Source organism: Pseudomonas sp. CFBP 5748 (assembly GCF_053850495.1).
In genome coordinates, this window is the sequence record NZ_JBSPTN010000011.1 from 73,156 (window position 1) to 96,898 (window position 23,743).

20 protein-coding genes are annotated in these 23,743 nt (G+C 55.4%); 17 read left to right on the top strand and 3 right to left on the bottom strand.

Annotated elements, in window-relative coordinates; all coding sequences use genetic code 11:
• Positions 1-6: 6 nt before the first annotated feature.
• Positions 7-645 (top strand): hypothetical protein, encoded by a 639-nt coding sequence (locus ACWNZ1_RS22675; protein WP_456027901.1) that lies wholly within the window; start codon positions 7-9, stop codon positions 643-645.
• Positions 646-849: 204 nt separating this feature from the next.
• On the opposite strand, the gene ACWNZ1_RS22680 is transcribed toward ACWNZ1_RS22675, so the two are convergent.
• A complete protein-coding gene (locus ACWNZ1_RS22680; RefSeq protein ID WP_456027902.1) occupies positions 850-1,287 on the bottom strand; it encodes a hypothetical protein in 438 nt (145 codons plus the stop codon).
• 438 nt (positions 1,288-1,725) lie between these two features.
• On the opposite strand from ACWNZ1_RS22680, the gene ACWNZ1_RS22685 reads away from it, so the two are divergent.
• On the top strand, positions 1,726-2,067 hold the full coding sequence (locus tag ACWNZ1_RS22685; RefSeq protein WP_456027903.1) for a DUF6124 family protein: 342 nt from the start codon (positions 1,726-1,728) through the stop codon (positions 2,065-2,067).
• A gap of 294 nt (positions 2,068-2,361) precedes the next feature.
• On the opposite strand, the gene ACWNZ1_RS22690 is transcribed toward ACWNZ1_RS22685, so the two are convergent.
• Positions 2,362-3,228 (bottom strand): hypothetical protein, encoded by an 867-nt coding sequence (locus ACWNZ1_RS22690; RefSeq protein WP_456027904.1) that lies wholly within the window; start codon positions 3,226-3,228, stop codon positions 2,362-2,364.
• A 336-nt stretch (positions 3,229-3,564) separates the two neighbouring features.
• Here ACWNZ1_RS22690 and ACWNZ1_RS22695 point away from each other — a divergent pair, with 336 nt between their 5' ends.
• A complete protein-coding gene (locus tag ACWNZ1_RS22695; RefSeq protein ID WP_456027905.1) occupies positions 3,565-5,046 on the top strand; it encodes a leucine-rich repeat domain-containing protein in 1,482 nt (493 codons plus the stop codon).
• Between the two features lie 425 nt (positions 5,047-5,471).
• A complete protein-coding gene (gene leuA / locus ACWNZ1_RS22700; protein ID WP_456027906.1) occupies positions 5,472-7,166 on the top strand; it encodes a 2-isopropylmalate synthase in 1,695 nt (564 codons plus the stop codon).
• A gap of 110 nt (positions 7,167-7,276) precedes the next feature.
• Here leuA and ACWNZ1_RS22705 read toward each other — a convergent pair whose 3' ends face one another.
• The gene (locus tag ACWNZ1_RS22705) at positions 7,277-8,365 is read right to left on the bottom strand and encodes a GlxA family transcriptional regulator (RefSeq protein ID WP_456027907.1); all 1,089 of its coding nucleotides are present in this window, start codon (positions 8,363-8,365) and stop codon (positions 7,277-7,279) included.
• 98 nt (positions 8,366-8,463) lie between these two features.
• On the opposite strand from ACWNZ1_RS22705, the gene ACWNZ1_RS22710 reads away from it, so the two are divergent.
• The 13 genes from ACWNZ1_RS22710 (at position 8,464) to ACWNZ1_RS22770 (ending at position 23,493) form a co-directional block, all read left to right on the top strand.
• Positions 8,464-9,333, top strand: coding sequence for a substrate-binding periplasmic protein (locus ACWNZ1_RS22710; RefSeq protein ID WP_456027908.1), 870 nt, complete (start codon positions 8,464-8,466; stop codon positions 9,331-9,333).
• A gap of 78 nt (positions 9,334-9,411) precedes the next feature.
• Positions 9,412-10,200, top strand: a complete 789-nt coding sequence (locus tag ACWNZ1_RS22715; protein ID WP_456027909.1) for an amino acid ABC transporter ATP-binding protein — start codon at positions 9,412-9,414, stop codon at positions 10,198-10,200.
• Positions 10,200-10,856: an amino acid ABC transporter permease gene (locus ACWNZ1_RS22720; RefSeq protein WP_280944672.1), complete on the top strand. Its 657-nt coding sequence runs from the start codon at positions 10,200-10,202 to the stop codon at positions 10,854-10,856. The genes ACWNZ1_RS22715 and ACWNZ1_RS22720 overlap by 1 nt, the downstream gene beginning before the upstream one ends.
• Positions 10,853-11,536: an amino acid ABC transporter permease gene (locus tag ACWNZ1_RS22725; RefSeq protein WP_265072680.1), complete on the top strand. Its 684-nt coding sequence runs from the start codon at positions 10,853-10,855 to the stop codon at positions 11,534-11,536. Before ACWNZ1_RS22720 ends, ACWNZ1_RS22725 begins: the two co-directional genes overlap by 4 nt.
• A gap of 4 nt (positions 11,537-11,540) precedes the next feature.
• Positions 11,541-12,968, top strand: coding sequence for an amidase (locus ACWNZ1_RS22730; protein ID WP_456027910.1), 1,428 nt, complete (start codon positions 11,541-11,543; stop codon positions 12,966-12,968).
• Entirely contained in the window at positions 12,968-14,200 is a 1,233-nt protein-coding gene (locus ACWNZ1_RS22735; protein ID WP_256454235.1) for a D-amino acid dehydrogenase, read from the top strand. Before ACWNZ1_RS22730 ends, ACWNZ1_RS22735 begins: the two co-directional genes overlap by 1 nt.
• A gap of 26 nt (positions 14,201-14,226) precedes the next feature.
• Positions 14,227-14,595: a RidA family protein gene (locus ACWNZ1_RS22740; RefSeq protein WP_456027911.1), complete on the top strand. Its 369-nt coding sequence runs from the start codon at positions 14,227-14,229 to the stop codon at positions 14,593-14,595.
• Between the two features lie 654 nt (positions 14,596-15,249).
• A complete protein-coding gene (locus tag ACWNZ1_RS22745) occupies positions 15,250-15,459 on the top strand; it encodes a hypothetical protein (protein ID WP_143519873.1) in 210 nt (69 codons plus the stop codon).
• Positions 15,456-16,088: a Fic family protein gene (locus ACWNZ1_RS22750; RefSeq protein WP_095667586.1), complete on the top strand. Its 633-nt coding sequence runs from the start codon at positions 15,456-15,458 to the stop codon at positions 16,086-16,088. The genes ACWNZ1_RS22745 and ACWNZ1_RS22750 overlap by 4 nt, the downstream gene beginning before the upstream one ends.
• Before the next feature lie 1,254 nt (positions 16,089-17,342).
• Positions 17,343-18,446, top strand: coding sequence for a ComEC/Rec2 family competence protein (locus ACWNZ1_RS22755; RefSeq protein WP_095667584.1), 1,104 nt, complete (start codon positions 17,343-17,345; stop codon positions 18,444-18,446).
• 2 nt (positions 18,447-18,448) lie between these two features.
• Positions 18,449-20,680, top strand: a complete 2,232-nt coding sequence (locus ACWNZ1_RS22760) for a Mov34/MPN/PAD-1 family protein (RefSeq protein ID WP_095667583.1) — start codon at positions 18,449-18,451, stop codon at positions 20,678-20,680.
• A complete protein-coding gene (locus tag ACWNZ1_RS22765; protein ID WP_095667582.1) occupies positions 20,667-21,881 on the top strand; it encodes a patatin-like phospholipase family protein in 1,215 nt (404 codons plus the stop codon). Before ACWNZ1_RS22760 ends, ACWNZ1_RS22765 begins: the two co-directional genes overlap by 14 nt.
• A gap of 238 nt (positions 21,882-22,119) precedes the next feature.
• Positions 22,120-23,493 carry a ComEC/Rec2 family competence protein gene (locus ACWNZ1_RS22770; protein ID WP_143519871.1) on the top strand — a complete coding sequence of 458 codons (1,374 nt, stop codon included), beginning with the start codon at positions 22,120-22,122 and terminating at the stop codon, positions 23,491-23,493.
• The last annotated feature ends 250 nt before the right edge of the window (positions 23,494-23,743 follow it).

A 23,743-nucleotide genomic window follows, 5' to 3' on the forward strand; every position in this document is an offset into this window, starting at 1 on the left:
TTTACTATGGATCGGAAAACGTACGACCTACTTAATAGCATCCCGGATCAAGCAGACTATGCCGCCGAGGCGGGAGAGCTGGATCCTGAGGATATTCCGCAGGAGAGAATGAGTGCTGTGCTGGATTTGCTCCACAATTCAGATAATGATGTGGTGCGCTTCCACGCAGCGAAATTGCTGACCAGTTGGGGAGTCCTTGAAGGCCTGGCCGCTTTGGAAAAAAGCATGGAAAGGCCTGAGCTTATCAAAAATATCTATCTTCATAGGCTACATGGATACGATGATACTTATAGTCAGATTCTTATGGCTGTAACTATGTATTTTGCCAATATGGCTGGCAGGGGAGGTCGAGAGGAAGCGAGGGCTCAAGTCTTCTCACCTTTATCTAAAATCATAGAGTTTGCAGGTAACGAACCTTTTGAAATAGCCGATGCTCTTGCCTTTGTGAAGCGTGAAAAATATCTAGAATATATCCCGCTTATTAAGCAGTATCTCAGTTCAATAATCGATCATCCGGAAATGCATCGGTGGAAAATTCATGACGCTATTGAGTTTTTAATAGGGTTTGAACCGGAGTTTGTTTTGTTTCTGTTGAAGGAAAAAAACAAAAGTATTGATGATTTTTTACCAAGGCTGCAGCGATGAAGTTGTTTAGTCTGATGGCGAGGCTGCCGCCCGGCTTCTGAATCAGCCGGGCAGGCGGTCCAATAATTTCATTGTGGCGAGGGAGCAAACTCCCTCGCCACAAAAGCCGGATTGTGATCGCTCGCCATGGGCAGGTTTATTTTGCTGTCCGCTTCTTTTTCTTCCTGTCGCGCCTTGGGTGTCCCGGGTTTGCGTACAACGAGTTTACAGCGGGCACCACGGGTCTTCCCCCTTCGCGCTTTCCAGGATCTTCGGAAAGTTTCGCTCAAAGGCCCAGCCTGAAGCCACGGCAGTCATGGTGGTTTTGCAGGCGGGGTTCTTTTCCGAGACGATCACGTTCATATAGAACTGGCTGCCGTAGATTGTCGGCGCCCATAGCACCATGTCGCTTCTCTCGGCATTGCTGTCGACTTTCAATTGGATGGTATTGACGAGTCTCCCACCCGTCGTGAGGTCGGTCACTTGCGGGTGAAAGCAGTGGTTCAGGTAGCCTTGCACCCGCTCTTCGACCACTGCCCGCTCTTGCGTCAGGCAGTACTCGGGGCTGTTTTTGCCAGTGTTCAGCAGCTCGTCCTTGGTATTCGGATGCAGTGAGCAGCCGCTCAATAGCAGAAAAACGATCCCTGTAAATTTCTTGTACAAAACTCATGCTCCATCAGAGGTTGTGGGCTGCTAAAACTGATTGCCGCAAGGGCGGCGGGCGGGACTATACGCAATTTGTTCCTTTATGGAATCGTTAAACAGGCTTGTCGTAGGAATCGACGGAACGAATATTCCCCATTGACTTGCAGGACATTTCCTAGAAAATTCCAGTCCCTTGCGCCTGCTGATTTCGGTGCCTAGTCTTTGTCCGCCGCAGCCAATTTAGCGGTCGGGTTTAGCAGCTCGGAACTACGTTAGGCGCATGGCAACTGCCTTCAATGCGGGCGTTTTTATTGCTCGAATTCTTATGGCGGCTATGCGCAGGGCATCCTCGGGTGCGCCGGTTTCCTAACGTACCGGTCTGCTAACCTGCGCACGGCTGCCACCCACTCGTTTAGCAGCGAACGTGGCAGCTCCCACTAACGTTAGGAGCATTCCATGGACAAACTCATCCCCGACCCACCCGTTCCACCGCTGCATCTGGACATCGCATCCGACGCCAACGCCGAGCGTGTCATCGATTCCTATCTGAACCCCAAACCCGCCCAGCCTGACAAGAAGCCACCTCCGGAGCAGTTGTTCACCGTCATGGAGGGCGTCGATGCTGAAAGCCTGTTGGCCAATCTCAGCGAAACCTTGGCCTCCGCCCATGCCATGGCCGGCGATCTGGCGTTCGATCTGGAGGATTCTCGACGGTATGTTGCACTAGGGCTGCAACAGTTGATCGAGCTGGGTCAGCTATTGGCAAACCGGGCGCTGGATGTCATCGACCCTAGATAATCGCTGAAACTGACAGGGAATAGGCCACGTTTTTCCAAGAGGAAGTGATAGCGCTTCTTCGAGCCGTGGCCTGTTCCTGATGGATCTGAGACGTCGTTCTTGTTGAGTTTTCCGACACCTCCTGTGATACGCATCTCTTCTTTGCGTGGAAAACCTCCGCTCTCTTGAGCCGAAAGCAATATGGAACGAAAAAGGGAACAAATTTATTTGTTTGTTCTTAAATAAATCTGTTCTATTTTTTTGAACTTTTTTTCTAAGTAAGTTTGTTCGCTTGTCATGTGGAGTAATTTGTAATTAGATTCTTTTGATAATGCTTAATATTACATTTGATTTTTTTGGGGATCTTTTGGTTTTTGGGTCGAAGGTTATCTTAGTCCAGTCTATGGCTTCAGCTTGCTGAGAGACTCTGATAATGGCCAAGTCGCCACGCTCGAAGTAAACAGAGTTGTCGCCATCTGCTATGGAATTGCAGCTTAGTAACTGGGTTTCGTAAGAAATTATTTTATCATCCCTAGCGATATGGTTGAAAAGCGCTGTTCCCATATTAGTTAGCAGTGCTGAGAAGGGTAAGTTATATGATATTCCTGATTCTTGAGCGGCTTTTATCATTTCTTTTGCAATGGATGCGTATTTTTTAATGTTTTCGGAATCGAATTCGACTACTTCCAAAGTTATTTTGTAGTCACTGTTGTCGTAGAGGTCGCTGTAAATTAATAGGTTTGCCGAGTTTATATCTACATTTTTCAATCTTGAGTCGGTCATGTATACGAGGCGGCGCTCGACAGGCGATGCCAGTGTTCCCGTTTCTACCGGTGGGCTGACACCGGTTTTAGCGAGCGCTGACTCGTTGTTGCGTTTGGTTTTGTTGATCGTAAGAAATACACCAAGTTCGTTGCCGGAGTCACTTGTGATTTTTTCCAAGAGGCCTTCAAACTCTTGATCTATTTTTAAACTCTGTAGCCTGATATCAAATTGGTCTCCTGTAGTCAGGCACTTGTCATTAGAGGAACTCCAAAATCTATCTTTAAATGAGTTTGCTTTAGTGTCGTAATAGCGTGCTTCTGAGAAACCTACATATTGGGTATCTTCTGTGCCTAGATTTGAACAGCCAGATAAAAAGGTTAGTCCAATAAGGCTTAAGCCCATTTTTGTGTTTTTCATGCTTTATCATCCTTGGTGATGGCGTTAGGCTTTCTTGACGATAGCAGAGTATTTTTTCGGTGCGCGTTTGAAAGAACAGGACTCCTGAAAAAACTGGGGCGAAGGACCTTCGTATTTTTGGTTTCTCCTCTCTCGTGAAAGGCTCTCGCCTGCTCAGGTTTCACAAGGGGTTTCCTGCTGCTTTTTTAGATGCGTCCTGAGGGAGTTTCAAGTTCCTCAAACCAATGCAGAGCGCTTCCTCAGCGAAGCTCTATTTGTGCTTCCTTTCTGGTGATATTTCTTTTTATATTCTTTTCGCAGCCTACGCTGGACCTGCTCACTTCGGACTCGTGAATCGTGCTGAACCCCAACCGCAACGCTCTGATCACCCAACTCGCCGCCAACCCCGATGACACCACCGCGCGCGCTTCGCTCTATCGCGATCTGCTCGACAGCGGGGAAGCGTCACTGGAAGGTTTACGCGTCGCGGCGGGCCTGTGCGATCCGGCGGCTAAGGTGGTGATGACTCAACTGAATACCACAGCCCATACAAATCGCCCCGGCCCTTTGCTGTCGCAACTGCGTGGCCTGCCGGTCGACCACCTGGAGTTGAACGACGCCGAGCCGCATTGGTGTGACGCCCTGGCCGGGCTGCCCTTGCGCACGTTGGTGCTCAACAGCTCGAGGTTTATCTGCGGCCCGGAGATGTGGCAGCGTTTGCCCGCCAATGCCCTCGAAACCTTGGAGGTCAGTAATTTTTCCCGCGACGATAACGCCCACTGCCTCCCGTCGCCCGCACGCTTGCGCCGGCTGAAGTTGCAAACCTACGGCGAAGACTTCGACGACAGTTTCCTCCGTCAACTGAGCGACAGCCCATTGCAGGAATTGTCGTTGAACCGTTGCGATGAGATGACCGACGACGGCCTTCGCGCACTTTCACGTCTCAAGCTGCGATCCCTCACCTTACAACGCGTGGGCGAGCTGACGTCCCGTGGCATGGCGCACTTGGCAAGTCATCCCCTTGAACAGTTGTCGCTCAGTGGCAGCGGCGCGATCCTGGACGATCCGTCCTGGCTTCGCGACCTGACGGGGTTGCGCTCGTTGAGTCTGGATGACTGTTATGCAAGCGAGAGCGTGTTGCAGGCGATTCAGGATCTGCCCCTGGAAAAGCTCTCGCTGCACTCTGCGTTCATCTGCGAAGACGATCTTGAAGTACTGGAGGGAATGCCGCTTGCGGAGCTGGACCTCAAGTGTCTACGTCAGGTAATCGAGCGGCTCGATGTGTTGCACGAGTTTCCGCTCAAGCGATTGGGGCTCTCCGATGTGCAAGGTGTCTGCGCCAGTACGTTGAGTGATCTGCGCGGGTTGGAGTTGGAGTCCCTGGACCTGTCCTTGAACGACATCACGTGGAAGGAGCTGAAACAACTGGCTGGCCTGCCGCTGAAGCGGCTCAATCTGAGTTTTTGCCAGGGCGTCGACGGTAAGGTTTTGCGCAAGCTCGTCGAGTTGGGATTGCCATTGGAGGAGTTTGAAATAAGCGGCCTGAACCTGCGCGATGCCGACCTGGTTTGTTTGCGGGACCTGCCCCTGCAGCGCCTGGGTCTGTATGACAGCCCTTGGTTGACTGACGCCGGGGTGGCCCATCTCGCAGGCATGCCGCTGCGGGACCTGACGCTTGGGGCTGATCCAGGGGAATCGCGGATCACGTCGGCCGTGGTGCCGGTGTTGGAGCAACTGCCGTTGGACGCCCTGTGGTTGCCCAACTGCGCCGGGATCGATGCAAACGGTTGGGACCGCTTGGCCAGGTTGCCAGCCCACGTGACAGGTCCGGGAATCTGACGCGCCGATAGGAATAGGCGGTGGCTGGACAACACCCTGGCGCAAGAAGCGCTTGCAGCGGGCCTTCGAAGCACTCTCCACGGAGCATGACTGACTACGACGCCAGTTTCGATCATCGCGCTAGGGGGGGCTGGATGCTCCTACATTGTCGTCTCCTCTCTCTGATACCGCTTATTCCTTCCCCAGCAACCAGAGCAGTAGGGTGACTCCGACTCGCTAGAGTAAAAATTGCTGTAGCGTTTATGTATAGAGCACGAAAAACCAAAAAACCAAACATTATTAGTGTTTTTTGTTGGTTTCTCCGTGCTGTTGATGTGACAACGCAATTTGCATCAAGTTATGTTCATTTATTGTTAGATCCAATGTTAGGTAGCGTCAGATGCCGAGCCTGCCCACCTACGGACGGTATAAAAAGGAGAACCGCCATGATGCTGAAGGATCCTTCCAGCAAATATCGACATTTCACCACAGTGGATCTGCCGGATCGCGCATGGCCCGGTCAGGTCCAGTCCGTTGCGCCTAGCTGGTGCAGCGTCGATATGCGCGATGGCAATCAGGCCTTGATTGAGCCGATGAATGCCGAGCGTAAGCGTCGTTTCTTCGACCTGTTGGTCAAGGTCGGTTTCAAGGAAATCGAAGTAGGCTTTCCAGCCGCTTCGCAGACCGATTTCGATTACGTGCGCGAACTTATCGAAACGGGTGCGATTCCCGATGACGTGACGATTCAGGTCATGACGCAAGCCCGCAGCCATCTCATCGAGCGCACGTTTGAGGCATTGAAGGGTGCTCCCCGCGCTATCGTGCATGTGTACAACGCGACCGCACCGGTGTTTCGAGACGTGGTATTCGGTGTTGACCGCGCCGGGTGCATCGAGATTGCCACCCAGGCCACTCGCGAAATCAAACAGCACATGGACAACAATCCCGAGACGCAGTGGACGTTCCAGTATTCCCCCGAGACTTTTTGTTTCACCGAGTTGGATTTTGCATTGCAAGTCTGCGAGGCGGTGACGGACGTCTTCGCACCAACGCCTTCCAACAAGATGATCCTGAACCTGCCGACGACCGTCGAAGTCTCCACGGCCAATGTCTTCGCCGATCAGATCGAATGGTTTTGCCGGCATTTCAGCCGTCGTGACAGCGTGATCATCAGCGTCCATCCGCACAATGACCGGGGCACCGGGGTTTCCACCGCCGAGCAGGCCTGCCTGGCCGGTGCCGAACGGGTCGAGGGCACGCTGTTTGGTAACGGCGAGCGAACCGGCAATGTCGATATCCTCACCCTGGCCATGAATCTCTACACCAGCGGTATCGATCCGCAGCTGGATTTCTCGGACATCATCCACGTCCAGCGCGAGGTGGAATACTGTAATCAGCTGCCCACGCATCCTCGCCATCCTTACGCGGGCGAGCTGGTGTTCACGGCCTTTTCAGGGTCGCATCAGGACGCGATCAAGAAAGGGTTTGCAGTGCGCCAGGCCAATCCCGATGGCTTCTGGGAAGTGCCTTATCTGCCTATTGATCCGGCGGATATGGGGCGCAGTTATGAGGCGGTCATCCGCGTCAATAGCCAATCGGGTAAAGGCGGCGTGGCCTATCTGCTTGAACAGCATGGGGTCGTGATGCCGCGCCGATTGCAGATGGAGTTCAGCAACCTGGTCCAGCAAGAGGCGGATGGATCGGGCCAGGAGATCAGTAGCGAGATGATCCTTGCGTGCTTTAGCCGGCACTATCTGGATGAGGGCAAGCCCTACACGCTGTTGCAGCCTAAATTGGTCAGCGAGGGCGCTGTGACTTACCTGGAGGGCGTGCTCGACATGGGGGGCACCAGGTTCGACCTCAGCGGTGAGGGCAACGGTCCGCTGGCGGCGCTGGTCGATGCATTTGCCCAGCGTGGCGTTCACTTCGATATCGCCGATTATCATGAGCACGCTGCTCGCGATGGGGCTCAGGCCGAAGCACTGGCCTATGTCGAGATTCGCGTGAATAACCGGCTGCTATTTGGCGCCGCCCGCGATGGCAGTAGCTTACTGGCGTCCCTCAAGGCGGTGACAAGCGCCGTCAATCACGCATCGCGCCTGGGGCTGCTCAGCGTGATGAGCGCTGGGGTGCCTTGCTGACAGGGCTGCGTGTACAGCCCTGGCGACGTTGGCCGCAATGAAAACACCAAGGTCGTAAGGCGGTTTCTCCAACAATGGCGTTATACCGAGGGTTACGGTCACTTGCGCCGTTATTTCCCATCTTGTTGCATCAGGGCCTTGCGTAACTTCCCTGGTGACATGCCAAACATGCTCTGAAAGTGCCGAATAAAATGCGGGGCATCCGCGAAGCCACATTCAAAGGCGATCTCGCCGATCTGGCGATCGGAACTCACGAGCAACCATCTGCCAAACCTGAGTCGAACCTGGCGGTAGAACTGGGCTGGGCTGTTGTTGGTTTCAGCGACAAACAGGCGTTCCAATTGCCGCTTGCTGGTGCCGACCAGATGCGCAATGGCCTCGATATCCAGGGGTTGGGCCATGTGTTTTTCCATCAGCATCACGGCTTCGTGCAGCCGACGGTTGGAGGAGCTGGCGTAGCCGAGCGCCTTGCGTCGGTCGACGAAACTGTTGGACGTGTTCTTCGCCACCGTCATCTGGTGCACAACTTTGCCCGCTCGATCCGGTCCGCAATGCAGGCCGATCAGATGAAGGGCCAGTTCGATCACTGACACGCCACCCGCGCAGGTGATCCGGTCCTGGTCGATCAGAAAGTCTCTGTTGATGACAAAGCGCGACGAGGGAAACAGCCGCTTCCAGTCGTCGCCATGGTAGGCGTGGACACACGCCGTTCGCCCCTCCATCAGGCCATGTCGCGCGAGCACGAAGCTGCCGGTGCACAGGCCGATCAACGGCACCTGTGCCGCCGCGGCCTGGTGGAGGAACGCGGGATAGGTTTTCGGCACCGCCTCGATGGAGTCGAGCAATCCACCAATCACCACGATGTAGTCGAAACGCGCCGGGTCAGCGAGTTCGCTGTCGATGGGCACGTCCAGTCCGCTACTGGAAATGACTCTTTGCCCGGGCGTGCCGAGTACTTTCCATTGGCAGCGTATGGGGCGGCTTTGATCACCGGTATCGGCGGCGTGCCGCAACGCATCGGTCAGTCCTGACAGTGACAGCAAGGGGAAGCGTGGCCACAACATGATGCCAATAGACAGCTCGGCGGTGCCGCGGCGCGTGGGTGGATGACGCGCCTGCCCATGATCGAGCCCGTCCACGAGGCTTGCCTGGGATGTCCCGTTCTCTGCACCGTCAGAATGTCGCAAATATTCAATCATTCGTGCAAAGCATCCAACCAGTTATAGCGCCGGTCCCACTACGATGGGGCCATGCGAAACGTTCTGCTGCCACAATAAAAACTATCGAGGAGCATCCGATGAAGACGTCCAACGTTCAGCGTTTTTCCGGCATTTTTGCCGGTTTTCTGGTGTCTGTGCTGGCTGCGGCACCGGTGTTCGCATTGCAGACAGTAGAGCCGGGAAGCCTGACCATCGCCTTCAGTGGTGATATGCCAGGAACAGGGTATCAAGATAGTCGGATGGTCGGCTATGACGGTGAAATCCTTCAACAAATTTCCGAGAACCTGGGGCTCAAGGTCAAGCCGGCGTTGATGGAGTGGTCGGGGACGATTGCATCGGTGCAGTCCAAACGAGTGGATGTCATGGCAGGCACCATGGGCTGGACCGAACAACGCTCGAAAATCATGGCCTTGAGCGATCCTATTCACTACTTCAAAAACGGCATCACCCAGACAGACAAGACCAACTGGAACAGCCTCAAGGATTTGCAAGGCAAGAAAGTCGGGACCATCACCGGCTTTTCGTTCATCCCTGAGATGCGCAAGATCGATGGCCTGCAAGTCGCCCTTTACGACACGTCCGATGCGGCCGTTCGCGATCTGCTCGCCGGACGTATCGATGCGGTGATCGGCGATCCACCGGTCATGCAATACGCCATTTCCCGCAATGAGCAATGGCACCTGCATTTCAACGCCTTTGTCGACAACGATCCGAATTTCCCACTGCTGACGGGCTTGGGTCAGGTGGTGTTCGGCTTCAACAAGGCCAGTCCGGAACTGGTGACGGCGGTCAACGCGCAGATTCAGACGCTCTGGAAAAACTGTGAGATGCGCAAGATCGGCGCTCGCTACGGCCTGACCCAGGATGTCTGGTTCATGCCCGAAGGCAAGGACCTGCGGCTCGGCGTCGATCGCCCTGCGGACTGGACGTTACCTGGCTGCAAATAAGTGTGTGAGGCGATGGGGAGGACTCCGGCGGATGCACCGATTCATCGCCACGCCTATAACAAAAAGAGGTTAGCCGAAATGTCGAACCCGTCTGACACCGCGTTGCTGCGCGTGCACGAATTACACAAGAACTATGGCGATCTGGAAGTGCTCAAGGGCATCAGCCTGGAGTTGAAGCCCGGTGAGACCCTGTCGCTGATTGGCCCGAGCGGATCTGGAAAGTCCACCTGCCTGCGTTGCATCAATTACCTGGAAAAACCTACCCGTGGCGAGATCTGGCTGGGGGACGAGCTGATCGGGCAGGTCAAGGACGGCAGGCGTTTGCGTCTGATGAGTGACCGGGAGATGGCTCCGCAGCGCCGCGAGATCGCCATGGTGTTCCAGTTGTTCTACCTCTGGCCGCACTTGAACGTGCGCGATAACGTCGCGCTCGGTCCCATCAAGGCCCAGGGTATGCCGCGCAAGCAGGCGTATGAGTTGGCCGACGCGATGTTGGAAAAAGTCCATCTGCGGCACAAGGCCGAGTCTTATCCCGAGCAATTGTCCGGTGGTCAGCAACAGCGGGTCGCCATCGCCCGGGCCTTGGCTCAGCAACCGAAAGTGATTCTGTTCGACGAACCGACCTCGGCGTTGGATCCCGAGTTGGTGGGCGAAGTGTTGGCGGTGATTCGTGAGCTGGCGGAAGAAGGCCGCAGCATGATCATGGTCACCCACGAAGTGCGGTTTGCCCGCGATGTGGCGGATCGGGTGATCTTCATGGACGGCGGGCGCATTGTCGAACAGGGGCCGTCGGCGCAAGTCATCGACAACCCTTGTCACGAACGTACCCGCAGCTTTCTTGGGCGTATGGCTGTGGAGAGCGCTTGATGGCGAATCTGGAAGCTTTCCTCGGGCTGTTGCCCTTGCTGTTGAAAGGCGCAATGAGTGCGCTGGAAATTGCCCTCTGCACCTTGGTGCTGGCCAGTGCCGGTGGCCTGGTGCTGGCGGTTTTACTGACGTTCAGCCGATCGCGACTGGTACACGGCGCCATTGCCAGTTTCATCGAATGGATGCGCAACGTGCCTGCGCTGGCGCACCTGTTTCTGATCTACTTTGGGCTGTCCTACCTGGGCATCAATTTGCCCGCGTGGCTGGCGGCCATCGTCGGTTTGAGCCTGGTAGGCAGCGCAGTGCTGGCCGACACTTTCCGCGCCGGCCTGCAATCGCTGCACGTCGGCCAGCATGAAGCCGGGCAGGCCGTCGGCCTGAACCGTATGCAGATTCTGCGCTACATCCTCTTGCCCCAGGCCCTGCGCGTTGCGTTGCCGGCGTATGCCAACTATGTCACGCAACTGATCAAGGATACGTCCATCGCCTCGGCCATTGCCGTGCCGGAAATCATGTTCCTTGCCCGCAATCTGGTGACCTCCACGTTCCAGACCTCGCTGATTTACCTGGCGGTGATGTGCATCTACGCGGCGATGATCCTGCCAATTGGCGTGGGATTCATCCGACTTGAACGTCATCTGGGGGCGGCGCGATGATCAGTTTTTTCCAGCAATACCCGGAATACTGGAGCGACTGGATCGCGCGCCTGCTACTCGGCGCACGGGTCAGCGCCGAGTTGTCCCTGACAGGCTTCGCCCTGGCGGCGCTGTTGGGCGCGTTACTGGCCTGGGCGATGAAGAGTCCCAGCGTATTGCTCAAGCGTCTGGCGGTGTCCTTCATTCAGGGGATGCGTGCGGTGCCGCTCCTGGCGTTGCTGCTGGCGCTGTATTTCACCTTGCCCAGTCTCGGGCTGACGCTATCGGGTTACTGGGCCGGAGCCATCGGTTTGGGCTTGCAGGGCTCGGCCTACGTCGCGGAAATCCTGCGCGGTGGACTGGACTCCTTGCATCGCGGCCAACGTGAGGCGGCCATCGCCACCGGCCTGACGCCAGTGCAAGCCTTCACCGCCGTGATCTTTCCGCAAGCCATTCGCGGCATGTTGCCGCCGTTGCTCAATGCCTACGTGTCGATTCTGAAGGACAGCTCTCTGTGCGCCCTGATTGCCACCGATGAGTTGATGCTGGCGGCCAGGGCCATCGCCTCCGAGTCCTTTTTGCCCATGCATATTTTCCTGCTGGTGGGGTTGTTCTATTTCGTCATCGCTTTCCCTCTTTCTCTGTTGTCGCGAGTGCTGGAAGTACGATTTTCTCGCGGACGCAAAACCATTCGAGGTTGAACACATGAGCATCATGGATCGAACCGCTTCCCACAGCATTGGCCAGTTGCGGCAAGCACTGGAGTCCGGAGCACTCACGAGCGAGTCCCTGGTCTGCGCGCAACTGGAGCGAATCGAGCGCTTCAACGGGCAACTCAATGCTTATGTCGAGGCCTATCCTCAGCGCGCGCTCGGTGCCGCCATCGCTGCCGATCGGCAGCGGGCCGCAGGTATCGACCTGGGTCCACTGCATGGCATTCCGATCGCGATCAAGGATTTGTTCGAGATCGACGGCAAGGCCATAACCGGTGGTTCGCTGGCGCAGACGCCGCGTATCTCGCGGCTCACCGCCACGGCAGTGCAGCGGCTGGAGCGCGCCGGGGCGATCATCATGGGCAAGACCCACACCGTTGAATTCGCTTTCGGGGGATGGGGCACCAATGCCGTGATGGGCACGCCGTGGAATCCGTGGGACGCCGACGTGCATCGTGCTCCAGGGGGTTCCAGCAGTGGTTCAGCAGTGGCCGTGGCCGGCGGGTTGGCAAGCGCGGCATTGGGCACCGACACCGGCGGCTCGGTGCGGATTCCCGCAGGTATGTGTGGTCTGGTTGGCCTGAAAACCACACGTGGGTTGATTAGCCGTCACGGTTTGATTGAGTTGTGTCCATCGCTGGATTCGGTGGGGCCGATTACCCACACCGTCGAAGACGCCGCGTGGATGCTTGACGCGCTGCTGGGGCCGGACCCGCTGGATCCGGTCTCGGCCAAGTCGCCAGTGTTCAGCGCCGCGGCAGGCTTGAATCTTCCGGTGGCCGGTCTGCGCATCTGGGTGCTGCCACAGACCGAGCGCGTACACATCGCGCCTGGCGTATTGGCAGCCTATGACCAGGGGCTTGAGCAATTGGCCGAACTGGGCATGCATCTGGTCGAACAGCCGCTACCGACTTCGCTGGATCAGTGCATGCGTGTCGCCGGTGGCCTTATGAGCGCCGAAGGCTATGCCAGCCTTGGCAGTTTGTTCGAGCGTGATGATCTGCGCTTCGATCCTCATGTGCAGCGTCGGGTGTTGAGCGGACGCGCCGTCGACGCGGCGGCTTATATCAACTTGCACAACCAGCGACGCGTTGCCCGTCGAGCCATGGAAGAGGCCATGTCCAATGTCGATGCCTGTGCGTTTCCGACCAACGCCATTGGCAGTGTGCCGTTGAATCAGGTCGATGAGTACGGTACGCCCCTGGCCTTGCTCGGCCGTTTCGCCAACCTGCTCAATCTCTGTTCAGTGGCGCTGCCGGCGGGCTTCGACGAGCAACGCATGCCGGTCTCGATGCAGATTGTCGGTCGTGCTTTCGCCGAACCATTGGTCCTGCGGATCGCCCACGCCTATCAGCAAGTCAGTGATTGGCACCAATTGCGGCCTGTGGGTTGGGACCTGTCGGACAGGGTGGTGGCGTAATGGAAATCTGTGTCGTCGGCGCCGGAATCGTTGGCTTGAGCAGTGCCTGGTTTTTACACAAGGCGGGTCATAACGTCACGGTTATCGATCGTGCAGGGGAGGCGGGCATGGGGGCCAGCGCGGCCAATGGGGCGCAACTGAGCTACAGCTACGTGCAACCGTTGGCGGATCCCTCGCTGTTGCCGGGCATTCCAAAGATGCTGCTGGAGCGCAACGGCCCGCTGAAGTTTTCGCCGCAATGGAGCGTGGAACAATGGCGCTGGTGTATGGAATTTCTCGCGGCCTGCCGGACGTCCATTTCGCGTCAGACCACCGTCGAATTGCTGGAACTGGCGCATGAAAGTCGGCTGGCGCTGGACGCATTCATCAGTCAGGAAAAGGTGCAATGCGATTTCGCCCGTACCGGCAAACTGGTTCTGTACCCGGATGCTGAAAGCCTGCGCAAGGCCGGCGAGCAGGTGAAATTCCAGGCCGCCCAAGGCTCCAGGCCACAAAAAATAGTGAGTCCCGCCGAAGCCCTGTCGATCGAACCTGCACTTGAGGGCTATAAGAAGGCGTTTCATGGTGCGATCCATACCGACAGCGAATGCGCGGTCGATGGGCGCAAGCTTTGTCAGGAGCTTGCAAGGTTACTGAGCAAGCAGGGTGTGCGTTTTCTGTTCGACAGCGAGGTTGCCGCTTTCCGACGTGAACGCGGGCGCATCACCGCGTTGGAGATCCACCACGCCATCGACGGCCCTGGTCTCTTAGGGACGCAGGCAGTGGTGCTGGCGGCTGGCGCTTACAGTGCGGGGTTGTTATCAACGTTCGGTGTGCGCATGCCGGTCTACCCGCTCAAGGGATACAGCATTACGTTGCCGATCACTGACTCGATGAATGCACCGACGGTCAGCGTTACGGACATGCGGCGTAAAACGGTGTTCGCCCGGATCGGCGATCGCTTACGCGTCGCGGGGATGGTCGAGTTGTGTGGGCTGGATGCTTCGATTCCCGTTAAGCGCATCGAACAACTGAAAGCCTCGACGCAGGCATTATTCGGCCGGGGATGGAACTCCAATGATTGTCAGCCCTGGACCGGCTGGCGTCCGGCGACCCCCACCGGGCGGCCGATTCTGGCCGTCAGTGGTTGTGACAATCTGTACGTCAATTGCGGCCAGGGTGCGCTGGGCATGACCTTGGCATTCGGTAGTGCCCAGCGTCTGGTCCGGTTGATCGGCAGCACGGCGCCTTAGCTTTCTCAATTCATGGAGTAAAACCGATGGCAACGATTCAACGTTTTCAGAGCAGCGCGCGGATGTCCGGCGTGGTCAGTTACGGCGATCTGCTCTACCTCTCCGGCCAGGTGCCCACTGATCTACAGGTTGGCATCGAAGAACAGACGCAGCAGGTGCTGGCCAAGATCGAAGCCTTGTTGTCACTGGCGGGCAGCAACAAGGGCCAGCTTTTGAGCGCGCAGATCTGGCTCAAAGACATTGATCGTGATTTCGCGCTGATGAATTCGGTATGGGACGCCTGGTTGCCAGCGAGTAGTGCTCCGGCACGGGCCACTGTTCAGGCACGTCTGGCGCGGCCGGAGGTGCTGGTTGAGATTATGGTTGTAGCGGTGAGATCTGCTTCTGGTGTTTGATCTAGTCCGGTGTGGTAGATATTTTCAGGCAAAAAAAAAGACGTCCGTGGACGTCTTTAGATGATGAAGTGGTGGGCCGGGGTAATCTGAAACGGTAATTTATCTTGTTGATTATTAAATTAAATATTATTTGTGTATTTTGATTGGAATACCAAATGGAATACCTCATGAGATAGCACTCCGTTGACCCCCGCCTATATTCGATCTGAAAACCTTGCTTCGCATCTATGATAAGCAGTGATCTTCTCGCAGCAGTCGGGACAACGGGTGGCAATCGATCCGAGTCGGAAGGCGGCAACAGGCAGAAACCGGCCAAAAGCAGACCGTCGACAGACGAGGGACGAATGGGTAGCGTCGACCCGGCTAAAGCCTGCCCCCATATTGTCTGCAAAGGGCTGCGCGTGGTCGGAGCGATGCATGCCCTTGGCGGTTCTCATCGGCGTTACAGATCGACAGTAGGTACTAAAACACACAGAGGCAAAGCGTGAGAACAGGCTACAATCTGCTGCATAGCCTATCGGCCCCCGCGTCGGTGTCTGGCGCCGGGAACGTAAATTTTCTTGCGCTATTTGTCAGCGGGATCGATAAATAAAGAGGACATCAGGCGTGCACCGGTGTCGAATGAATAGGTCAACCAGCGCAAAGGAGGTCAACGTGGCAAAGAATTTCTTGGACTTGAATACGAGCCCAGATCTGTTGCTTGCGCTCAAAGGGGCTGCGCAACATAAGCAGACGGCCGAAGAAGTATTGGAACAGCGTGTATCGTTCGTTTACGGGTCTGTTGGCTCGAAGAACGGCATAACCCGCGAACAGGTTCGCAAGCTGATCTTTGAGCAGGAAGGAGTCGAAGGGGCGAAACGTTGATCCTCTTCGAGCTATGCGGAAACACCGAGCAAAATCCAGTCTACCAAGAACTGGAAGTCTCCAATGGCAATCGGCAGTACGACTTTTTGCGGTCTATAGTGGGTGCAGCATTGGCTGTGGACCGAGCGTTTCTGTCGAACCACATCATCAAGGCATTGAATTTTCATGCCATTACTTGCCTGCATACAAATGCAGGCGAGTACCGTCCTTGCCAAGTCGTCGTAGGCAATCATATGCCCCCCGAGCACTACCGTGTCGAGGCGCTCATGGACGATTTTGTGAATATAGTGAATAGGAGCTGGGAGCAATCCGACCCAGTGACGCTAACGGCATACGTGCTTTGGCGACTAAACCACATTCACCCGTTTATCAATGGCAACGGTCGAACAGCTAGGGCTGCCTGCTATTTCGTGTTGTGTGTGAAGTCCGGAAGCTGGCTACCAGGGACTACGATCCTTCCTGAGCTGATTTGTCGCAACCGAGATGAATACGTCGATGCACTACAGCGTGTTGATGCGTCGCTGCCTACAGGAAAGCTGGATCTAAGCCCGCTGCATGATCTGTTAGTCCGGCTAATCACCGAGCAACTCAGTACGCAACAGCCCCCCGCAGATAAGCCTCAGGATTAATCTCTATAACGCCTTCGTCGTTTCGCACGAGAATTACTCCGGGGATATAGCCATTGTCAGCGTCGGGGCGTTTTCAACGTTCAGTAACAGACAGAAAACGGCCAGAAGTGGTCGGTCGACTGATTAGACTGCGGCGGTCATGCGGGGCGAATTAATAGAGTTCACCCGCCTTCACCACCAACGCGTAACTGCTCCAGCAAAAAACGACGTACTGCACGAGACGGTGCGCTGATGCTGCTAGGGTGCTGGATTCGAAAGCATTGAATGCGCTGGTATAAATTGAATCGCCACAGTTGGTTAAGCGGAATCCCCTGCTCGCAGAAGTCACCCAACTCGCTACATACACTCGATTCGCCCTTATGGGGAAAATACCCTGGCGAAACCTCGCACTGCTGGCGCCGTTTGCGAAGATAATGACATCGGGCTGCAAAATATTTATTTGAGCTTTTAGCAATTGCTCCGATATCTCCAGCACTTTTTCAAAGTGCTTCTAGTGCATCGGAGACTTTTTGTTCCAAGCGAAGCAGAACAAATTTGCCCAAGCGATGCTTTGCGTACCATGATCCTCGGCCAAGTTGCGCAGCAAGTTGAAGAAGCTTTCGCCTCGGTCTTTGGGTTTTAATATGAACCTGGCGAGGTAATCTTGCTGTACTGCCATCGCTTTGCAGATGTAGGTTTCCAAGTTCTCGAATTTGTCATCCCCTTCCAACACGTCCCAACGGCGGGTTTCGCGCCCGACCACCAGAATTTTCTGCGGTGCAAATGGTATGCAGGCGAGGTGCCCGGGAGAAAAAGGCCAGAAAGCTTGGCGTATTCCGCTTCGTGGGATCAGCTACGGTCGAGCCAGTGCTGCGACAGGCCTGTGAGTATTTCGCGGTAGGCGTTGGCCAAGGTTTGTTGCGTGCTATCCATTGCGTAGCTTCCTGAGTAAGGTCGACTTGATAGCAAAAAGGGAGTGGGCATTCAACTTGAGTTGATACACATGGCTGTAGCCCCCGGTTGTACCCAGCAAACCACTGTCAGAGATGCGCACCTGTGCCACAAGACTTGGATCTCACCCTTCTGCAAGGCCGTTGGTGGTGGGATTTAGGTTAAGTCAGGGGGTAAGTATCTCCCCTGAAAGGCAAGAATTCCTGACTAAATCGCTTATTTTGTGCCTCTATTGATTTTCTGGCACAACATGTAGTAATTTCCAATTGTGGCCAATAATGGCCTAAAGCCAGTCGAACGACGCTCCGTTCTAAGGGACCTAGTATGCATATTGTTCGGTTTTTCCCCATCGGCAACGCCGATACCTGTCTCATCGAGCTGGCCAATGGACGTCGAATTCTCTTCGACTTTGCTGACATGCATAAAGCTGATGATCCTGAGGACAAGCGTTGCGACTTGGAAAAGGAGCTGCGGGACATCCTGGGTGACGACAAGACGATTGACGTGGTCGCGTTCACCCACCTCGATAAAGACCATTGTAACCGCGCGAAAGAGATTTTCTGGCTGGATCATGCCGCCAAGTACCAAGGCGACGATCGCATTAAGATCAAAACTCTTTGGGTCCCAGCGCATGCCGTCCTGGAGGTGGGGGTCGAAGGTCAAGCTCGTACCCTTCGTTCTGAGGCGCGCCACCGATTCCTTCAGGGGGAAGGAGTGCGGGTGTTCTCTCGTCCTTCGGAGTTGGATGATTTCCTCACCGAGCGGGACATCGACCCGGCCAAGCGCCGCAACTTAATTAGCGATGCAGGCACAACTTGCCCAGAATTCAACCTTGCTCATGATGGTGTTGAATTCTTCGTCCATTCGCCGTTCGGTAAGCGCGAAGGTGACGACGTCGTTCGCGTTCGCAACGCCGATGCGCTGTTTATGCAGGCTACGTTTGAGGTCGAAGGTCAGCAGACCAAGATGATCCTATCGGCAGATGTACCCCACGACGTCATCGATGACATTGTGTTTGTCACCCGATACCACGACCGTGAGCACCGCCTTGAGTGGGACATCAACAACATCCCGCACCACTGTAGCTATACGGCTCTGAGCGACGAAAAAGGCGAAGAGAAGACTGTTCCCTCTGATTCGTCGAAATGGCTCTACGAAGAAGCCGGCCAGCCGGGTGGGCTCTTGGTATCTACCAGTAAGGTCATCCCGACTGACGACCAAGATAAGCAGCCTCCGCACCGCCAGGCAGCCGCATATTACAAAGATGTAGCCAAAAAGCTGGGTGGGGAGTGGGTCGTCTCCATGGAGCATCCGACCAAGACGAAGCCAGAACCGCTGGTCATTGAAATCAAGAGCACCGGCTACAAAGTCCGTAAGCAGACGCCGAAGGTGATCATCACCACCCCCGCACCACGCGCGGGAATTTGACCATGAGCCAGGAGTACGAAGCGCCGCGGTCCTCTCTGGCTCGCTCAGTAGTGCGGTACCTGAGTGAATCGCCGAACCACCCTTATGCAACTTTGACGAAGGTGAGCCGTAACGGTACTCACGACATTCTCGACATTGAGCTTGAGATCGAGCTGGAGCAGCGGCGCCAGGTATTGATACAACCACGGGAGCCAATCCAGCTTGTCTTCATGTACAACGACGACTCTTGGCAGCCACGGGTGCTGTCGAGTCGTGAGGATTTTCCTGTAGGTATGGTTCACACCAACCTGGATCGTGACGTAAACGGTGGCCTGGGTTTGTGCATCTGGGAGGAGGGTTGGACCGACTTGGCGACGAACCTCACTGGCCAAGCCTTGATAGAAAGGATTCGATCCTGGTTCTCCTCGATGGCCGCAGGCACGGTGCATGATGACGGCCAGTTTCTGGAACCGCTGATTCACTCGGGTTCAAACACGCTGATCATTCCCTCAGGGGAGATGCTCGGCCCGTGGTATATCCAGATTGCATTCAAGCACGAAGGCCATACCACTATTGGAATGTCTAGGGAGAAGCCCGAGAAAAATGTAGAGGGTAATAATTTCGCCATCTATACACCGCAGCTTCCTGGACTGCTCCACCGTGGTCTAGCCAGAACGCCTTATGATTTAGGGGCGTTACAGCGCCTCTGCCTGGACCTAGGGTTTGATTTGGTTCAAGACTTGGCTCGATGGTTGTTGGAGCCTGAGCAGTTGAATGGTGCAGAAAGCCGGCAACCGATGTTAATTCTCACGGTGCCCAAGCGGCGGAGGGCCGATGGGCCAGATGAGCAGCCGGAGGTTTGGTGTTACACGCTTGGTGAGAACCTTGCCCAGCTAGGGGAGCGGCTGGATGTAACCATCACTGAAGCGAGAACTGGGCTTACTACATCCAAGCTCTTCGGAAGTACTGCTAATGCAGATCTTTCCTCCATCTCCATGGACCCTTGGCGTATCGTTCAGAGACTCGATCGTGTCACCGCCCGCCACTTTGCCGGTACTGAACATAAGAGTGATACTCCGTTGCTGGCGATCGGTGCCGGCGCGATCGGCTCGAACGTGGCAATGATCGCAACCCGCTCGGGCATAGGGCCCTGGGTGCTGGTCGACGGAGATATTACGTTGCCGCATAACACGGTCCGTCAGGTGCAGAGGAATGCTTCGGTAGGCTTTCCGAAAGCGAGAGTGTTGCAGATTGACCTTGAGCAAGTGCTAGAGGAAGGTGGGAATACAGCAATTCCCGTCAACGTCTTTACACCTGGTGAGCACGCGGGCGCGCTCAATGCTGCGCTCCAAAACTCCGAGATTTCTGTGGATTTTAGCGCCTCACCTGCGGTGTTGGGCTGGTTATCGGACCAGCCCGTTAATCGTGGAGTCAGTGCATTTTTCGGCCCTGATGGCTCTGATCTAGTGGTGCTTGCCGAGGATAAGGCTCGAGATACCAAGCTCGATGAGCTTGAGGCTCAATACTTCTGGGCTGTGGCTACCGAAGCTCAGCTGTGTGGGCACCTGACTGCTGCGCGGGTTGACCGTATTCGCTATGCAAATGCATGCCAAGACCTCTCGCGGCCGCTACCACCGTGGCAGCTTCAGACGCTTTGTGGTCTTGCTGCCGGGCAGTTGGCGCAGCTCATTGAAAACGATGATGCAAGCTTCAAAATCTGGAGGCTCACTGTGGAAACAGGCGCTGTACAGGCATTGGCTTTGCCGGTGCAACCAGTCAGTCGGTTTGAAACTGCTCAGATCCGAGTGACAATTACAGCCGAAGCCGTTCGAACAATGCGTGAGCTGCGTCGACAATCTGGAAGGAACGAGACAGGAGGTGTTCTGATCGGTACCTTCGACCTGGTGCGCAATGTGCTACACGTTGTTGCAGCACTTCCTGCTCCTCCAGATAGTAAGCAAGCGCCAACCTATTTCATTCGAGGTATCAAAGATCTTAAGCCGCGTATTGAAGCGTTGGCTGACGGTTCTGCTGGACGTTTGCATTACATCGGTGAGTGGCATAGCCACCCTGGAGGTGTGGCGGCTCGGCCTAGCGCTGACGATGAGAAGGTCTTTGCCCACCTGGATACCCATTTGGGGCCACTAGGGTCGCCATATGTGATGTTTATTTGTGGTGAGCGGGACAGTTGGCTTCGTGCAGGATGGAACGAGCGTGGCGTGGCGGAGGGAGTGGTGACATATGAGTGTGAGTGATTCCCTGCTGGTTTCTCAGGATGAAGGTACCGACAAGATAGCTCTAGCTCTGTCGGGCGGTGGTTCTCGAGCTATGGCATTCCATTTGGGCTGCCTCCGTGCATTGCATGACTTAGGCGTGCTTCAGCGGGTGTCTACCATCACCGCGGTTTCGGGTGGGAGCGTATTGGCGGGCCTATATTGCAGCCACCCTGGAGACTTCGAGGCCTTCGAGGCCAGAACACGTGAGATCCTTCGTGAAGGCTTCGCCAAACCTGCGCTCTGGAGGGCATTAAGTTCTGCTGACGGGGTTAAAGCCGTAGCTTATGCAAGTGCGCTGGTGGTCGAGCGAGCGGTGGCGTTTTTCTGGCGAATTGGTCAGCGGGTACTCCGTAAGTGGAGGGCGGGAGAGCATTGGCCTAATTCAGCGCCGTTCCTGCGCAAGGCCAGCCGTACCACCATCATGCGAAATGTCTTCAGCAAAACGCTCAACGGCTGTTTGCTGAAAGACCTGCGAAAGGATCGACCACAGCTCATTGTCATAGCTTGTGAGCTGCGAGCAAAGGCAGCGTTTTACTACACCAGAGATCGCCTTCATTGCTGGCGGTATGGATCCGCTAGCTCTGAAGGGGTCGAGCTGGCTGATGCTGTCGTGGCTTCAGCAGCATACCCGGCATTTCTTCCAGCTCTCGATCAGCGTCTGCTTTTCAGTAAGGCCTCGGAAGAGCAGGCGCACAGGATTACCCTCACTGACGGGGGCGTTTACGACAACCTGGGCTTGGCTCCGCTCTGGCCGGACCGAGACTTTTCGGAAAGTCTCCCGGTGCCACGCCATGATTGGATTATTGCCTGCCGAGCAGGTTATGGCCTCGAGGTCACTGAGCCCGCTTCAATGTGGGGCGCGCGCATGGGGGCGTCGTTTGAGAGCGTGTTCGCAAGAGCCCAGAATCTAGCGATGAAACGCCTTTTTGACCTCAAAAACCTAGGCAAGCTCAAGGGCTTCATGTTGCCCTATCTCGGTCAGAAGGACAGTACCCTCAAATTTACTAACCTGGATATGGTTACCGCTGAGGCCACAGCGGGCTATGCGACCAATTTCAATGCAATGGACAAAGAGTGGATTGAGCGGCTAGTAAGGCGAGGAGAGCAGATTGTCCATGCGCAGTTTAAAGAGCATTGGCAGTCATACATGCCCCCTACGTCAGTCAAGACCAAGGTCTAATCTCTTAACGCAGTGATGCGCGTAGGTGAATGACTGCGCGCTGGATATCCAAATAATTTAAGAAAAATGAAGGATATATCGATTGGGCGATTAGTGACTCGCGGAGAGCAAATTGTGCTGGCCCAGTTTGAGCAGCACTGGTCGTCGGGGTACAGCAGGCACAGCCGCAACCTAACCAAGAAACTGGTAGGCTCTAAACTCCGAGCTTGGCATTGCAGAGAAAGGGATACACTCGCTTATGTTCAAAAACCAATTTTTTGCTTCTGCTGGCCAGGAAGATGGCGAGCCGCGTCGTAAAGGGCGCGTTTACGCTGCCATAGAAGTTCCTGAGCTAGATGACGGTTTGCAGCCGTATGAGGCTGAACCAGTCTACCTTGAGTGTGTCGATACCTCTTGGTTAAACTCTTTTAAGGCGAGCGAGAATGGCCCGAGTTGGAGCAAGTTATTTCAGGCGGCACCGCTATCAGTACTTGAGCTGACTAGCTACAAACTTCCTCTATTTCCTGAGGGTTCTAACCCCGGTGATATTGCGTGGTTCGAATTTGGGTACGAGCCCGCTTCTAGCTCGGAGAGTGATGCGCGGATTTACACCACTCTCCTTTCTGAAGGAGCGACGGTCAAAATATCTTTCCATGAGCCTCGTCCGCTTGGCTGGGCAGAAAGGGGGGGAATAGGGGAAGTCGCACAAGCTCTGGCTAAATATAACTCTTCTAGTAAATCTCAGTATTCTCTGAAAAAGCGTTTAGCGAGGGTATCTACTGCTGGCGGAGTTGCGTTTTATGATGTTGGGCAGGGTTCGTGTCAGGCTGCCATTGATAATGATCTGCACATTCCTCAACTTTACGTAGATTTCGGAGGGGGGGTGCTCACGAACAAAAAGACATTCCCCGATGGTTTTGCTGGTTTCTGCTTCACCTGCGACCCCATGGTCATTCTGTCTCATTGGGATTGGGATCACTGGTCTTCAGCTCAAAGGTGGCCTGAGGCTCTAAATACGCCTTGGCTGACACCGCCAGTGCCCTTGAAGCCAATCCAGCTGGCATTCGCTGCTGAGTTGCATGAACGAGGTTCCTTGCACATTTGGGACGCTGCATGGCCTGGGACTATCACTGCTGGAGCGGTCACTATCGAGCGTTGCACTGGACGGACGTCTAACGATTCTGGGCTGGCAGTCACGCTGCGTCGGCGGCGTAGTAGCCCCAAGAACTGTCTCCTCCCTGGCGATGCCGATTACGCCTGCATTCCTTCTGTTGTGGCTGGGGAGTCGTTCAACGCTCTGTGCATGACTCACCATGGCGGCAGGCTGCACTCCCCTACTTATCCAAAAGCAAAGCGCGGCGCTGCATCCGTACTTTCTGCGGGGCCCCGGAACTCCTATCGTCATCCGCTATTTGACACAGTCGCGACTCACCTAGAACACGGATGGAGCTTGCCAACAGGTACGGCTTTGTCAGGACAGCGCCCATGCCATGTATTAGTTCCGTGGGGGGGAAGGCCACACATTTTACAAGGTGGCTGTCACGCTGGGAGGTGCGCCACCGCTGTTTCGGCCATTGCTCCGGCAAACGGAAAAATCACCAAATTTGCCCGCCGCAGTGAGAACGCTATGTGAGCCGGAGCAGCTAAGCTCAGCCTCACCTCAACGATCGCTTCTGGCCGCTTTCTGCCTGCCGCTAGGGGCAGTAAGGGGGGATTGCGGTCGGCCGTGACAGTCAGCAATCGGCCATAAAGCAGACGTTACATTAAGAGCTGCTTTTGGCCGATATTGATAGGGTGGTGGATTTCAGCTGCAATCCCTCAACAGCCGCATGTCTCCGTCTCGCATTATCTATTTCTCAACGCACGCGATTCAGCCCCTGCGC